This window comes from Microcystis sp. M_OC_Ca_00000000_C217Col, from assembly GCF_007095585.1.
Taxonomy (GTDB): Bacteria; Cyanobacteriota; Cyanobacteriia; order Cyanobacteriales; family Microcystaceae; genus Microcystis; species Microcystis panniformis.
On sequence record NZ_SFBV01000352.1, the window covers coordinates 19,070 to 33,578 of the forward strand.

The following is a 14,509-nucleotide window of genomic DNA, read 5'->3' on the forward strand; positions in this document are numbered from 1 at the left end:
ATTTGCCAAAATTTGGCTGTAAATCGGGGTTGCCTACATTTAATAATATGGTATGATCGTGGTATGCTGTGGGCTTAGTTTAAGCATTAAACGTTAAATCAACGCAAAACCAAGGCAATCAGGGGACTATATCGATTCTCTTGCCCAAAAAAAGCCGCCAGTGGCGAAATTTTTTTATGTGACAATTTTTTAAGTTTTGTAAAGGCTATTGACTTAAAGCCAGAATTGTGTAGGTTAAGAAGTTTAGTACAAATGGTCAGAGTCCTTCTCCCTGCTCCGGCGCTCATAGACAGTCTTATACCAAATTTCTAAATCCATGACAGACATCCAGGCTCGAATGCTTGCCAGGCCTGCATTCGTTGTGACACAAATAAAGAAAAATGGTATTAACGAGTAATTTAGACAGTCAACACCCGAACAAGTTGGGTACCAGGAGGAGAATTCAACTCCTGTCCCCCTGTTTTTTGGGATATCAATTGCGCTTAAGGTACTTCAGTCCAGCGCCTAAGCCTCCTAGCACCAGCAAACTCAGCACAGTTGAGGGTTCGGGAATCGGAGCCGAAAAATTAGAAATCGTCACACTACCGGGTCCAAAAATGTTGTCAAGAGTGTAAACACGGAAACCGAAACTGTCGCCAGCTAGGACGTTAAACGTCGATGTCCCGTTACTTGGACTATTAGTCAGGAAGGAGAAGCTGCCGTTGAGCAGATAGCCGAAGCCATCCCAGGTAGGATCATCAGCAGACGAATAGTTCCAATCAAACGTCACCGTCCCAGCCGCAGCCGCAGTGGTGGTGTAGTCTGTGGTTCCAAAACTGTTAGAACCATTGTTCCCCCCAGTCAGGCTAATGGAAGCAGGAGCGCCGCCGGTATCGACGAACCCGTCGGCATTACTATTGGCAAATGTCCAGTTAATGGGATCGTAAGCGTCTTGGAAACCGAACACTGTTGCGGCACTAGCACCAGAAGCAGCGGCTAGAGTGAGGCTAACAGTAGTGACAGTCATTGCGGTCTATGACCGCAATGACTCGAATAATTTTGGCGATTTGGTGGCCATGGCCCTAAAAATAAATTAATGTACCCCTTAAAGTTAAGGTTGATCAAAATATTTTTCAAGAGGATTTTTTATAGAAATATTACGATCATATCTATATATAGCGTTTCTGATTCACAAGAGGTACATTCCCGATCCTGAACAGCTTAATCAGCAAAGATTTAAGTGTGCCGCACAGATGCGAGAACCGCTATAGATAAGTAAATGGTTGGTTCTCTTATTCTTTGTGTGATCAGTGTAACTTATATAGTAGCGATCGATCTTTGTGTCCTCTGTGTCTGGAGTGGTTCTTTCCACTCAATCGCCTGCAAATCTACTCGAATCTGGCACTGCTGATTTTTTATCTGAGTTTGAAGAGGGGCTGAAAACTGGCGCAATGTGGACACCGATCGAAAGACTAAGCTAAACTGGTAATGACTATGTATTAGGGCGGAGGTCAACGGACGCAACTATGGACAATTTGGAGGTAAAACAAAAACCGATCCGCTGTTTAGAAGATGCGATCGAAAGGTGTCAAACTTTAGGAATGCGGGTTAGTCGTCAGCGTCGCTATATTTTAGAATTGCTGTGGCAAGCGCAGGAACACCTATCAGCGCGAGAAATTTATGATCGTCTCAATCTGCAAGGAAAAAACATCGGTCATACCTCAGTGTACCAAAACCTAGAGGCTCTATCCGGTCAAGGCATTATCGAATCTGTGGAACGCTGGGACGGCAGACTCTACGGCAACATCAGCGATTCCCACAGTCACGTCAATTGTCTGGACAGTCAAGAAATCATCGATGTGCATATCCAACTTCCCCCGGAATTAATTAAACAGATCGAGGCATCGACGGGGGTAAAAATTACCGATTATCGCATCGATTTCTATGGCTATAAACAAAACAAATGAGCCAGATAACTGTATAATTGACCCTGTGAATAGTATCCGTTGACAGGCTGCAACTCTTGTGATCGATCGCCCTCTCACCCTAATTATCATCGATAATGACCCGATTTTCCGCTTGGGTCTGGTGCAGGCCTTGTCGCAGATAGAAAATATTAGTATCGTCACCGAAGGGGATTTAGAAACGATTTTCGCCTTGACTCTTAATCCGGCCCCCGAAATTATTATTATTGATCCTCTCTTTGATTGGTCTTACTGTGAAATTCTCCACTCTCGCTATCCCGAAAGTAAAATTGTTCTATTAACCTTTCCTCTCGACTCCCGACAGCAACTAATCGCCAGAGAATTAGGCATCGCTGGTTATATTCCCAAAGGCACAAACCTAGAGCAATTTATCACTATTTTAGGGCAAATTTCCCGGGATGAATCCCACGATGTTGTCCCTTCCCCTCTCACCATTGCTACCCGTGCAAGTTTAGCTCCTAGCCATTGGTTAATCAGTGCTGGCAAAACGGGATTAAATCGCATCGAAAGTGAATTACATTTAATTGATCTCCATCTTAATCAACAGTCTTTATCCGGCTTTGATCGCTTTTATTGGCAGGGGAGAAAACGAGAACTTTTAGCATCCCTATGGCTAGTCAGAAAACTAATTCCCCTCGAAGGTAGCTATTACAATTCAGCTTTAGTGACACCCCCAATAATAATCAACAATATCGATCGGGAATTACCTATTTTAAGCCGCGAGCGTCCCCTCTGTGTTTCGGCGGTTTTTGAGTCCACTTTAGCAGTCATTCGATCGCCTTTAATCAATAGAACAAAGATCAGTTTTGAAATTGATGTTTTACAGGATAATCGGCAACGGGAATTATTGTATTTAGTTCTCGATGAAATTCGTAAAAATGTCGATGAAATGAGATATTTACAGATTAGCCGCGGAGAATTAACTGGTCGCTTAAATCTGATTATTTACGATATCTGGGAGAAAGTGACCCGTAAATTTTTAGAAATTAATGCCTCGGTTTATGACGAAATTAGTAAAGGCAGACTTAACGAAATTATTCTAGAAGAAAGAGAGGCAATTCAAACAGAAATCCTCAATAAAATTCCTTTTACTCTTGACTTATTTTCCTATTTAGTGTACGAAAATAGTTTAACTATTGACGGAGTAGGATACCGAGCTAATGCTCCTGAAACCATCGCCAGAGCCGAAATTCTCCTGCAAAATCTCATTCATAATCTTGCCAATGCAGTGATGGTAATTATTCTTAATAACTTCTCGGAATCGGAAAGAATCAAACAAAAACTTTACCGGTCGGAATTTCTCATCGCCAGAAAATTAGCTAAAATCCGCAATGAATTATCTTGGAAATACCGACGGCAACAATACTGGCAAGGACCAAAAGATATCTTTGAAAGTCAATATCAATTATTTCACTATAGCGAGGGAGAAATCCAATCTCTAGCCATTTATTCCCCCCGACAGGAAGAATTAAACAGTTTAACAGGCATACCCTGGTTAGTTTCGATCGCCTTAGAATTAAGAGACTCTTTATCCCCTCGTTTACGCGCTTTTTTTCGGGTGGTGGGTAATGGAGTAGTCTATATTCTTATCCAAGTTATCGGTAGGGGTATTGGTTTAGTAATTCGCGGGGTTTTACAGGGAGTCGGTAACACTTGGCAGGAAGTAAAAGGTAAAAAGGGATCATGAATTATGAATTATGAATTATGAATTAAGTACCTGGTTATAATTAAATTAAAAATGGATTTTAGGTTCGATCCCCCCTGCCCCCCTTGATAAGGGGGGTGCCGATAGGCGGGGGGATCCTCCCTTAATCCCCCCTTAATAAGGGGGCATCTGATAATTTTTAACGCCTACCTACTTATGAATTATGAATTATGACTGATAACTGATAACTGATAACTGAAGTGGCCCTAACTTTTACAATTCCTTGTCAAAACTGTATTTATCGCGAATCTGTCCGACAAAAAACTGTCCTTTCGATGGTGCGGACTGAAAATCTTTATATACTGCCAAAGGTAGATCATGATAAAGATAGATACCACCGTGATTAAATTCCACTTTCAGAATTTTTTTTTCCTCATCGTAGTCAAAAGATTTAATCGCTGTACTTTGACTTTTTAATAAGGGGAAAGCAATCACATCGCGAATACTGGCAGAATCGGTTAATAACATGATCAGGCGATCGATGCCAATTCCTAAGCCTCCCGTGGGGGGCATTCCGTATTCTAAAGCGGTTAAAAAGTCCTCATCAACTCCCTGCGCTTCCAAATCTCCAGCCGCTTTTTTGAGTGCCTGTGCTTCCAATCTTTGCCGTTGATCGATGGGATCGGTTAACTCAGAAAAACTATTAGCTAATTCCCGTCCAACCACATATAATTCAAATCTTTCCACGAGGTCAGTTTTTGAGCGATGGGGTTTAGCTAAAGGGGAAATTTCCACGGGAAAATCTAGCACAAAAGTGGGCTGTATTAGCGTTTCTTCGACTTTTTGTTCAAAAGCTTCATTTAAGAGCTTACCAATGGTTTTACAGTCCTCTGGAACGCCAATGCCAGCATTTTCTGCGGCAATACGAGCCGACTCGAAATCCTCAAAACTATTCAAGTCAACCCCGGTTATTTCTTGGACTAATTCGTGCATAGTCACTCGTCGCCAAGGGGGAGTTAGGTTAATTTCCCTGTCTTGATAGGTGATTTTCAGCGTACCTAAAACATCTTGTGCAGCATTAACAATAATGTTTTCGGTTAACTCCATCATGTCATAATAATCAGCGTAGGCCTGATAAATTTCGATGGAAGTAAACTCGGGGTTATGTTTAGTAGAAACCCCTTCATTACGAAAAATTCGGCCTAACTCAAAGACTTTTTCAAAACCACCGACTATTAATCTTTTTAGATGTAATTCGGTGGCAATGCGGAGATATAACTCCATCTCCAGCGTATTATGATAGGTGATAAACGGTCTAGCATCGGCTCCTCCAGCTTCACTTTGTAGCACGGGAGTTTCAATTTCAATAAAACCTTCTTGGTCTAAATATCTCCGAATAGAAGCAGTAATTTGGGCGCGACGGCGAAAAGTTTGTCGCACTTCGGGATTAACAATTAAATCCACATATCTTTGTCGATAACGCTTTTCTACATCGGTTAAACCGTGCCATTTATCTGGGAGAGGTAAGAGGGATTTAGTGAGAATTTCGTACTGGTTTACATAGATAGATAATTCGCCGCGTTCTGTGCGTTTAATCGTCCCTTTTGCCCCTAAAATATCGCCTGTATCGGTTAGTTTAATCACCGTGTTAAAGGCATTCGGCACGGCGGACATAGTTTCACTAATGCGTTTTTTATCGAGGTATAATTGAATCGTTCCCGTTTCATCTTGCAGGTTAAAAAAGGCTAGTTTACCCATAATTCTTCGGGCAATAATCCGACCAGCAATTGCTACTTCTGTGCTAATTTCTTCTCCCGGTGCTAAGTCAGCGTACTGCTCTTGTAATTGTTGAGCATGAGCGGTAGATTTCCAATGGTAAGCGAAGGGATTTAAGCCAGCTTTTTGCAATCCTGCCACTTTTTGTAAACGAGCAGCCCGGATTTCTTCGAGAGTAGAGGAGGGTTGATTTTCAGGATTTTGTGCTTGAGATGCCATCGTTTTCTAAGAGGAACAATTCTGGGAAATTTTTAGGTTTTGGGGATTTCAGTTATCAGTTATCAGTTATCAGTTATCAGATGTGAGTTAAGTGGGTGGGTGGAATTAAATATAAGATAGACGTAGGTTGGGTTGAAGCATGAAACCCAACGCCTGCCCATGTTACGCTACCGCTAACCCATCCTACAAATAATTGTGCCTCCCTACTTATCAGTTTACTGTTTACTGTTCACTGTTCACTGAAAAGTTATCGTCCCATTTCTCGCTTTAATTTTTTCAATTCTTCTTCCGTTTCCCATTCTTTAAATTTTAGATCGAGATGATCGTAGTTCGAGTGCTGATAGTCCGATTCTTGGGGTTGATCCCAAAAAGTGGTTTCCCAGTCACGGGACTGATTTTTAGGGGCTTTTTCGGCTTTAATTTGCACTTCTTGACGACGTTGTTGGACTTGTTGCAGTAACTCTTGGGATTGAGTCAGACGTTTTTTCACCCCTTCCATCCGTCCCCAAAGTTGATTACCCTGACGGAAGAGGGCTGCCTCGCGTTCACTAGCAGCCTTAACCAAGTCCTGCCGTCCAGCAGCCTTAGCCTTATCAATTCTAGCGTGCCAAGTTTGGATATCTTGGGCAGTGGCCAAAATTTGCTGTTCGAGACGTTGACGCTCATTTTCTAGGGCGGTAATCAGTTTAGCAGTATCGCGCTCCTGTTCGCGCAGTTGTTCCACCAGCGCCTGTAATTCTAATTGGGGATGACTTCTGAGAAATTCTTCCAGTTGGGTTTCAAGAAAGCGACTGACATCATCAAATAGATTGCCCATCTGTGCAGTATCCTAAATTTGCAATTAAAGTCTAGGAGCGATTTTAGTCCCCCTCTTTTTAGCATAGGCTAGATCAACCCTAGGTTTAAATATATTTGGAAAAAGTAGTACAAAAATCTTATTCAGCCGCGGGTTAGGGACGGGGAAACCCGTATAATAAAACTAGAGTAATATTTCCTGAAACCCTCTTAATTGTTTGACTTAAGTGACAACTTCACCAGCTTGGACAGAACGCATCGGTTATCAACGGGATTGGGTGTGGCGCGGTTGGCAAATTCGTTATAGTTTTATGCCGGCAAAAAACCCCCAAGATGCCGATAATCCCCCTTTAATTTTACTGCACGGATTTGGAGCAGCGATCGAACATTGGCGCCATAATATTCCTATTCTCAGCCAAAATCATCAAGTTTACGCGGTAGATTTATTAGGATTCGGTGGTTCGCGTAAAGTGCAGGTTCCCTATACCGTTAATCTCTGGGTGGAACAGATACACGATTTCTGGCAAACTTTTATAAATAGACCGGTGGTATTAGTGGGAAATTCGATCGGTTCTTTAGTTAGTATGGCCTTAGGGGGTAAATACCCGGAAATGGTAGCCGGATTAGTTATGCTCAGTTTACCCGATGTCAGCCGTCGGCGGGAAATGATCGCCGATTGGTTATTAAATATCGTCACTCCCATCGAAAACTTTTTCACTTCCCCTTGGCTATTAAAACCGATTTTTTACTATCTGCGTCGTCCGCAAGCCTTAAAAAAATGGACAGGAATCGCCTACGAAGACAAGAAAGCCGTTAGCGACGAATTAGTGCAAATTATCGCCGCCCCAACCCTAGATGAGGGGGCAGCGGAGGCCTTTATTTCCCTAGCACAAGCTGTCAATCATCCCAAATATTGTCCACCGGCAAAGTTAATTTTACCACGCTTAGAAATCCCGATTTTATTGTGTTGGGGCAAACAAGATCGGATGGTTCCCGTCCAGTTAGCCCAGGGTTTTGTCTCCCTTAATCCTAGGATTAAATATGTAGAATTTGAACGGGCCGGTCATTGTTTACAGGATGAATGTCCTGACCGTTTTAACCCAATTTTATTAGAGTGGCTAGAATCTGTTCCTGTTCTTTGAGATGAACGTAGGTTGGGTTGAAGCATGAAACCCAACGTCCGCTCCTGTTACGCTACCCCTAACCCATCCGACAAATAATTGTGCCTCCCTACTTAGAATCCGTTCCTGTTCTTTGAGAGAATAGGGAGAGTGATTGTTGGTGATAGTCCTATGCAAACCTTGGAATCGACGCTCAAACCCCCCGCAACTGCCTCCGAATTCGACACCACGATTCACCGACGTAAAACCCGTCCCGTCAGGGTAGGTAGCGTTACCATCGGTGGTGGTTATCCCGTGGTCGTGCAGTCGATGATTAACGAGGATACCCTTGATATAGATGGTTCCGTGGCCGGTATCCGTCGCCTCCATGAAATCGGTTGTGAAATTGTCCGCGTCACCGTGCCGAGTCTGGCCCACGCCACCGCCTTGGCTAAAATTAGGGAAAAACTGCTGGCCACCTATCAACCCGTACCGTTAGTAGCCGATGTGCATCACAACGGCATGAAAATCGCCCTAGAAGTGGCCAAGCACGTCGATAAAGTGCGGATTAACCCCGGTTTGTACGTTTTCGAGAAACCGAAGGCCGACCGCAGCGAGTATAGTCAAGCAGAATTTGATGAAATTGGCGAAAAAATAGCCGAAACCCTGAAACCTTTAGTGATTTCCCTGCGAGATCAAGATAAAGCGATGCGAATCGGCGTTAACCACGGTTCTCTGGCCGAAAGAATGCTCTTTAGCTACGGCGACACCCCCGAAGGAATGGTACAGTCGGCTTTAGAATTTATCCGCATCTGCGAATCCCTCGATTTTCGCAATCTGGTGGTTTCCCTGAAAGCTTCCCGCGTGCCGGTGATGGTGGCCGCCTATCGTCTCATGGTTAAGCGCATGGACGAGTTAGGTATGGATTATCCCCTGCATTTGGGTGTTACTGAGGCAGGAGATGGGGAATACGGACGAATTAAATCCACTGCCGGGATTGCCACTCTCTTAGCGGACGGTATTGGTGATACGATTCGCGTTTCTCTGACGGAAGCTCCCGAAAAGGAAATTCCCGTCTGTTACAGTATTCTCCAGGCCCTGGGACTGCGGAAAACCATGGTCGAATACGTCGCCTGTCCTTCCTGTGGTCGCACTCTTTTTAATTTAGAAGATGTTCTGCAGCAAGTGCGGGCAGCGACTCAACACCTCACCGGACTCGATATCGCCGTTATGGGTTGTATTGTCAATGGACCGGGAGAAATGGCCGACGCAGACTATGGTTATGTGGGGAAACAGGCCGGTTATATTGCCCTTTATCGCGGTCGCGAGGAAATTAAACGCGTCCCCGAAAGTGAAGGTGTAAGCGAGTTGATTAATTTAATTAAAGCCGATGGCCGTTGGGTAGAACCCTAATTAGTTTTACCATTGGGGGTTGACATCTATTCAACCCCTGATAATCAGCTATAATAAAAAGCTTGCTAGAAATTGCCGCCCCAGAGAGTTCATGCTACCTACACGCGATTGTGTTCGTCAAACCCCCGCCTACACTCCGGGAGAACAGCCCCAAAGCGCGGGATTTACCAAACTTAACACCAATGAGAATCCCTATCCCCCACCGGCGGAAATTTTTGCCCCCTTGCAAGAGCAATTAGAGAAAGTCCGACTCTATCCCGATCCTATCTCCAAAGAGTTACGGCAAACGGCGGCGGAATTATACGGCATAACAGCCAATCAGATAATCGCCGGTAATGGCTCCGATGATATACTTAATATCGCCCTGCGAACTTTTGTTAACCCTGGCGAAAGTGTCGCTTTTTTGGATTTAACCTATTCCCTTTACGAGACAATTGCCCGGGTACACGGGGCAAATATTATCGAATTTCCCACTAATGATCAATTTGAATTAGCAGGACCGATTATTTGTCCGGAAGCGAAATTAATTTTTCTCGCTTCTCCTAATCCTCCCCTCGGTAAACATCTTGAGCGCGACTATTTAGAAGCAACCTGTGCTAATGCGTCAGGATTGGTATTAATTGATGAAGCTTATGTGGATTTTAGTGATGACAATCATCTCGATTTTCTCTCCCGTTACGATAATGTCATCATTAGTCGCACCATGTCGAAAAGTTATAGTTTAGCGGGGTTAAGAGTCGGTTTCGGTTTTGCTTCGAGGGCAATTATCGAACAGATGGATAAGGTGCGTGATTCCTATAATTTAGATCGCATTGCTCAAACTTTAGCCACAGCAGCTTTAAAACACCATAATTATTTTGAGCAAGTTTGGCAAAAAGTCCGTCAAACCCGCAGCCGTTTAATTACTTCTCTGCGCGAGTTGGGATTTATTGTTTTTGACTCGGAAGCTAATTTTATCCTCGCTTCTCCCCCGCACATTAGTGCCAGTGAGTTATATAATCAACTCAAAGAGCGTCAGATATTAGTGCGATACTTTAAACATCCTCGCATTCAGAATTATGTGCGGATTTCTATCGGAACCGATGGGGAGATTGATCGCCTTTTATCTGCTATTCAAGAGATTATGGGAACAAATTAATCTCGATTTACGTCAGGGTTTTATTAGCACTTGAAACCCTGATAACTTCTCGAAAAAAAGGCTAGATCGATCGGAACAAAGCAGCGACAAACAAGGGTCTAATGGCCTGTCGTTTCTCCCGATTACTAGCCTTGGCTATCAAGATTATTAGTCCCACAAAAGGATTAAATACCAGCGCACAAATTTTTGAACTTATGCAAGTTTATCCTCAAGGAATCACAGTTCAAGAATTGAGCCAACGCTTAAATCGTCCCGTTTCTATGCTCAATCTTTGTCTAAAATCTTTGGTTGCTTCTAAAAAAATCGTGGCCAGAAAAAATCATAATCAGTGGGTTTATACTAGACCTCTTGTAAAAATCAAAAATTGTTGTTAGGGTTAGGAGTCAGTAGTCAGTAGTCAGTAGTCAGGAGAATTAAGAATCAATCATAATCAATTAAATGGTCTCTTTACAGATGTTAGGCAATTTAACCATTATTTTTGCCGTTTTTGAACCCTGAAAAATTAATTATGCAAGAGGATCACTGTTGATAAAAAAGCTTAGTTTGTCCAGATAAACATAATTAAGATATAGAAAAAGTTTTGATTATTAACCCTATTGCTGAATAACTATTTTAGGCTGTAGGTAGTATTCATCTTCTCTGCTAACTATCTCACCAATGCCGAGAAATTGAGCTTCTAAAGACTCCACAGCAACCAGAGAACCGCTCATAACATTTGTATCGGTGAGATTAATTTTTCTGCCGTGAAACCAATCGATAACTCTCTCTGATGTCAAAGAAATCCAGTCTAGATGTGCCAAGGCAATGCGAGGCGAAATTAAACCCTCGGAATTAGCCATTAAAGCTTCCAGATTAATACTATCAGCTAATTGAAAACCACAGCTTTCCGTGCGAGTTAAACTGGCTAAAGTGCCACCCACAGCTAACACCTTGCCCAAATCTCTGGCCAAGGAACGAATATAAGTCCCCGATCCACAGTGAATATCTAGCTCTATTTGCGGAAATTCGCCCTCTAACCAGCCTAAAATCGTAATTTGATCAATTTTGACCTGACGAGGCTCCACTGCGATTATTTCCCCTTTGCGAGCCAATTCGTAGAGACGGCGACCATCCTGGTGAATAGCACTATACATCGGCGGAATCTGGGCAATATTGCCAATAAATTCCGCTAAATAAGGCTTAACTGCCTCTAAAGTTAAATCGCCACAGGGACAAGTGGCGATCGCTTTTCCCGTAATATCATCGGTATCGGTGCTGAGTCCTAACTGGATTTTTGCCCGATAAGCCTTATTTTCGGGTAAATAGGGCAGTAATCGGGTGGCAGCACCGACGGCGATCGGTAAAACTCCCGTAGCCATAGGATCTAAAGTTCCGCCATGGCCGACTCGTTTTGTCTTCAGAATTTTGCGGACTTTGGCCACGCAATCGTGAGAAGTCCAATCGGGGGGTTTATTGAGATTTAAAAAGCCAAACATTATAAATTATGAATTATGAATTATGAAGTGGGGTGATGGGGAGAATAGATAAAAGCCATCTCCTCAATTCTGAATACTGACGGCTGATAGCTAAAAATCTGACGTATTATATAATTGCATAACTTCGCTTAAAGGTAAACGGGAACGAACACCGAGGGAAAGGTCAGAAAAATGACCAAGATCATAATGATCAACGGCAGCGCGAGCAATCATAGCGGCGTTATCGGTACAGAGTTTAAGTGGCGGAAAATAGACGGTTAAATCATGATTTTTGGCGGCAGTTTCCAGATGATTTCTCAAGGCACTATTAGCAGCCACTCCTCCCCCGATCGCAATAGTTTTTAAGCCATAATCTAAGGCACAATTGATTGTCCGACGGGTTAAACTTCTGGCTACCGTATCTTGAAAACTAGCAGCTATATCAGCTACGGGTAAATTATCTGGCTCGAATTTCTCTACTAAGCGCAAAACAGCAGTTTTTAAACCGCTAAAACTGGAATCGTAGGCATGAAAACCGCCGGTTGGTAAAGATATTTTACCTTCAGGTAACGTAAAAGCTTGGGGATTACCATCTTTAGCCATGCGATCGATTATCGGACCACCCGGATAACTTAAGTTTAATAATCGTGCCACTTTATCAAAAGCTTCTCCGGCTGCATCATCTCTAGTGGTTCCTAATTGTTGATATTTGCCGCAGGCCTGCACATGGATTAAACTGGTATGACCCCCAGAGACTAAAAGAGATAAAAAGGGGGGTTTAAGATCAGATTCAGCGAGATAGGAAGCATAGATATGACCTTCGAGATGATGAATGCCGATAAAGGGTTTATCGTGGACAATAGCGAGGGTTTTGGCTGCCGTCATCCCCACCATTAAAGCACCTACTAAACCGGGAGCAACTGTGACGGCTATTCCATCAATTTCTGACCAAGTTAACCCCGTTTCTTGCCAAGCTTTTTCTAGACAAAAATTAATGGTTTCTAGGTGTTGTCGCGAGGCCATTTCTGGCACAACACCGCCATAGAGACGATGGAGATCAATTTGAGAAAAAACCACACTACTCAACACCTGGTTATTGTTAACAATAGCCACAGCCGTTTCATCGCAACTGGTTTCGATCGCTAAGATAATTGTCATGATTTAATCAGTAAATCGTCAGACACCCCCCTTATTAAGGGGGGATTAAGGGGGGATCCATCTTTAATTTAATTATAACCACTTACTTAATTTTGCTTAGGTACTTAATTAAAATTAAAGTTATCGTTCAGCAATTTCCATAGCCACCACCGCCTGGAGTTTCAATAATAAAAATATCACCGGGGTTCATTTCTACAGTAGCAGTGCCGGGCAATTCTTCGATAGTTCCATCGTTTCTTTCCACGGCATTACGTCCTATTTTACCGGCTTTTCCTCCCGCTAGTCCAAAGGGGGGAATCAGGCGATTACCCGACAGAATATTAGCAGTCATAGCCTCTTGAAATTTCATTCTTCTAATCACACCATCACCTCCAGAATATTGTCCCTTGCCGCCACTATCGGGGCGAATGCTAAAACTTTCTACTAACACAGGATAGCGCATTTCTAATACTTCCGGATCAGTGAGACGGGAATTAGTCATTTGGGTTTGTACGGCAGCAGTTCCCGCAAAATTTGCCCCCGCACCAGAACCGCCGCAAATAGTCTCATAATATTGATATTCTTGATTACCAAAAGTGAAATTATTCATCGTCCCTTGGCTGGCTGCTTGAATGCCTAAAGCACCGTATAAAGTATTAACTATTGTCTGGGAAGTTTCCACATTTCCCGCTACTACGGCAGCTGGATAAACGGGATTAAGAAAACAGCCAGATGGGATAATTAAATGGAGGGGTTTGAAACAGCCAGCATTTAAAGGGATTGCCTCCTCCACAAGGGTACGAAAAACGTATAAAACCGCCGCTCTTGTCACTGCTAGGGGTGCATTAAAATTATTATTTAACTGGTCAGATGTGCCAGTAAAATCGATGGTTGCTTGACAATTATCAATATCTATGCTAATTCTGACCTTGATGACAGCACCGTTATCCAGATAATAGGTAAATTCACCATCTTTTAAGACAGATATAGCTTTTCTAACCGCTAATTCGGCATTATCTTGAACAAACTGTTGATAGGCTTTAACCATAGCTAATCCGTAGCGATCAACCATATTATGTAATTCTCTTTCTCCCTTGGCATTAGCGGCTATTTGTGCCTGAAAATCGGCAATATTTTGGGCGATATTGCGAGCAGGAAAAGGACTATTAGTTAAGTGATTAATTAATTCTTTTTCCCGAAACTGTCCCGCCGCTACCAGCAAAAAATTATCGAATAAAATTCCTTCTTCGCTAATATGGACAGAATGGGGAGGCATAGAACCGGGGGTAATGCCACCGATATCAGCTTGATGTCCCCGGGAGGCAAGATAAAATAATATTTCCTGATTTTGGCGATCAAAAATAGGGCTAATTACTGTGACATCTGGGAGGTGCGTACCGCCATTATAAGGATTATTAGCCAGATAAACATTCCCCGGAAGAATCGTCTCCCCTTTATCCTGAATTAAGCTTTTAACACTATCGGCCATAGAGCCTAAATGGACAGGAATATGAGGAGCATTAGCGATTAAATTTCCCACCTCATCAAAGATAGCACAGGAGAAGTCTAGGCGCTCTTTAATGTTGACACTTGCTGCCGTATTTTGGAGAGTAATCCCCATTTCTTCGGCAATAAATTGATAGAGATTTTTAAAGATTTCTAGATAAATAGGATCGGCAACGGTAGTTATTTCTGTGCGGTGAAAATCTACAGGGAACATAGGAAAATCAGTTATCAGTTATCAGTTATGGCTCTTCGGTTTGTGTTATGCAATGGACGGGGGATATAAGGGATGGAACCCTTATGTAGAAAAGCATTTGGCCATTTTTGTCAATTGTTTTTGATCTAGAGCGAACTAATCAATTAAA

The 14,509-nt window shown here is 42.9% G+C and carries 12 protein-coding genes; 6 read left to right on the forward strand and 6 right to left on the reverse strand.

Annotated features, from left to right (window positions below; translation table 11 throughout):
- Positions 1 to 472: 472 nt before the first annotated feature.
- A complete protein-coding gene (locus EWV66_RS22760; RefSeq protein WP_072923440.1) occupies positions 473 to 1,006 on the reverse strand; it encodes a PEP-CTERM sorting domain-containing protein in 534 nt (177 codons plus the stop codon).
- Positions 1,007 to 1,505: 499 nt separating this feature from the next.
- Between EWV66_RS22760 and EWV66_RS22765 the strand changes: the two genes are divergently transcribed.
- Both EWV66_RS22765 and EWV66_RS22770 read left to right on the forward strand, forming a co-directional pair.
- Positions 1,506 to 1,946, forward strand: coding sequence for a Fur family transcriptional regulator (locus EWV66_RS22765; RefSeq protein ID WP_004268517.1), 441 nt, complete (start codon positions 1,506 to 1,508; stop codon positions 1,944 to 1,946).
- A 58-nt stretch (positions 1,947 to 2,004) separates the two neighbouring features.
- Complete coding sequence (locus EWV66_RS22770) at positions 2,005 to 3,651, forward strand: DUF3685 domain-containing protein (RefSeq protein ID WP_287109226.1); 1,647 nt, start codon at positions 2,005 to 2,007, stop codon at positions 3,649 to 3,651.
- A gap of 231 nt (positions 3,652 to 3,882) precedes the next feature.
- On the opposite strand, the gene lysS is transcribed toward EWV66_RS22770, so the two are convergent.
- Both lysS and EWV66_RS22780 read right to left on the reverse strand, forming a co-directional pair.
- A complete protein-coding gene (lysS, locus tag EWV66_RS22775) occupies positions 3,883 to 5,604 on the reverse strand; it encodes a lysine--tRNA ligase (RefSeq protein WP_287109228.1) in 1,722 nt (573 codons plus the stop codon).
- Between the two features lie 247 nt (positions 5,605 to 5,851).
- The gene (locus EWV66_RS22780; RefSeq protein WP_287109230.1) at positions 5,852 to 6,421 is read right to left on the reverse strand and encodes a TIGR04376 family protein; all 570 of its coding nucleotides are present in this window, start codon (positions 6,419 to 6,421) and stop codon (positions 5,852 to 5,854) included.
- 205 nt (positions 6,422 to 6,626) lie between these two features.
- Here EWV66_RS22780 and EWV66_RS22785 point away from each other — a divergent pair, with 205 nt between their 5' ends.
- From EWV66_RS22785 to EWV66_RS22800, 4 genes are all read left to right on the forward strand, one after another.
- The gene (locus EWV66_RS22785) at positions 6,627 to 7,541 is read left to right on the forward strand and encodes an alpha/beta fold hydrolase (protein ID WP_287109233.1); all 915 of its coding nucleotides are present in this window, start codon (positions 6,627 to 6,629) and stop codon (positions 7,539 to 7,541) included.
- Between the two features lie 150 nt (positions 7,542 to 7,691).
- Positions 7,692 to 8,912, forward strand: a complete 1,221-nt coding sequence (gene ispG, locus EWV66_RS22790) for a (E)-4-hydroxy-3-methylbut-2-enyl-diphosphate synthase (RefSeq protein ID WP_287109234.1) — start codon at positions 7,692 to 7,694, stop codon at positions 8,910 to 8,912.
- Between the two features lie 91 nt (positions 8,913 to 9,003).
- Entirely contained in the window at positions 9,004 to 10,050 is a 1,047-nt protein-coding gene (gene hisC / locus EWV66_RS22795; RefSeq protein ID WP_287109235.1) for a histidinol-phosphate transaminase, read from the forward strand.
- Positions 10,051 to 10,151: 101 nt separating this feature from the next.
- Positions 10,152 to 10,424, forward strand: a complete 273-nt coding sequence (locus EWV66_RS22800; RefSeq protein WP_002763859.1) for a hypothetical protein — start codon at positions 10,152 to 10,154, stop codon at positions 10,422 to 10,424.
- 219 nt (positions 10,425 to 10,643) lie between these two features.
- Here EWV66_RS22800 and truB read toward each other — a convergent pair whose 3' ends face one another.
- From truB to EWV66_RS22815, 3 genes are all read right to left on the reverse strand, one after another.
- Positions 10,644 to 11,525: a tRNA pseudouridine(55) synthase TruB gene (gene truB / locus EWV66_RS22805; RefSeq protein ID WP_287109237.1), complete on the reverse strand. Its 882-nt coding sequence runs from the start codon at positions 11,523 to 11,525 to the stop codon at positions 10,644 to 10,646.
- 90 nt (positions 11,526 to 11,615) lie between these two features.
- Entirely contained in the window at positions 11,616 to 12,662 is a 1,047-nt protein-coding gene (tsaD, locus tag EWV66_RS22810; protein WP_287109239.1) for a tRNA (adenosine(37)-N6)-threonylcarbamoyltransferase complex transferase subunit TsaD, read from the reverse strand.
- A gap of 127 nt (positions 12,663 to 12,789) precedes the next feature.
- Positions 12,790 to 14,361: a hydantoinase B/oxoprolinase family protein gene (locus EWV66_RS22815; RefSeq protein WP_287109240.1), complete on the reverse strand. Its 1,572-nt coding sequence runs from the start codon at positions 14,359 to 14,361 to the stop codon at positions 12,790 to 12,792.
- Between the last annotated feature and the right edge of the window lie 148 nt (positions 14,362 to 14,509).

What these genes read in the sequence shown, in the direction of transcription:
- EWV66_RS22760 (WP_072923440.1), bottom strand. Translation starts at nt 1,006, where the DNA reads ATGACTGTCACTACTGTTAGCCTCACTCTAGCCGCTGCTTCTGGTGCT.
- EWV66_RS22765 (WP_004268517.1), top strand. Translation starts at nt 1,506, where the DNA reads ATGGACAATTTGGAGGTAAAACAAAAACCGATCCGCTGTTTAGAAGAT.
- lysS (WP_287109228.1), bottom strand. Translation starts at nt 5,604, where the DNA reads ATGGCATCTCAAGCACAAAATCCTGAAAATCAACCCTCCTCTACTCTC.
- EWV66_RS22780 (WP_287109230.1), bottom strand. Translation starts at nt 6,421, where the DNA reads ATGGGCAATCTATTTGATGATGTCAGTCGCTTTCTTGAAACCCAACTG.
- ispG (WP_287109234.1), top strand. Translation starts at nt 7,692, where the DNA reads ATGCAAACCTTGGAATCGACGCTCAAACCCCCCGCAACTGCCTCCGAA.
- hisC (WP_287109235.1), top strand. Translation starts at nt 9,004, where the DNA reads ATGCTACCTACACGCGATTGTGTTCGTCAAACCCCCGCCTACACTCCG.
- EWV66_RS22800 (WP_002763859.1), top strand. Translation starts at nt 10,152, where the DNA reads ATGGCCTGTCGTTTCTCCCGATTACTAGCCTTGGCTATCAAGATTATT.
- truB (WP_287109237.1), bottom strand. Translation starts at nt 11,525, where the DNA reads ATGTTTGGCTTTTTAAATCTCAATAAACCCCCCGATTGGACTTCTCAC.
- tsaD (WP_287109239.1), bottom strand. Translation starts at nt 12,662, where the DNA reads ATGACAATTATCTTAGCGATCGAAACCAGTTGCGATGAAACGGCTGTG.
- EWV66_RS22815 (WP_287109240.1), bottom strand. Translation starts at nt 14,361, where the DNA reads ATGTTCCCTGTAGATTTTCACCGCACAGAAATAACTACCGTTGCCGAT.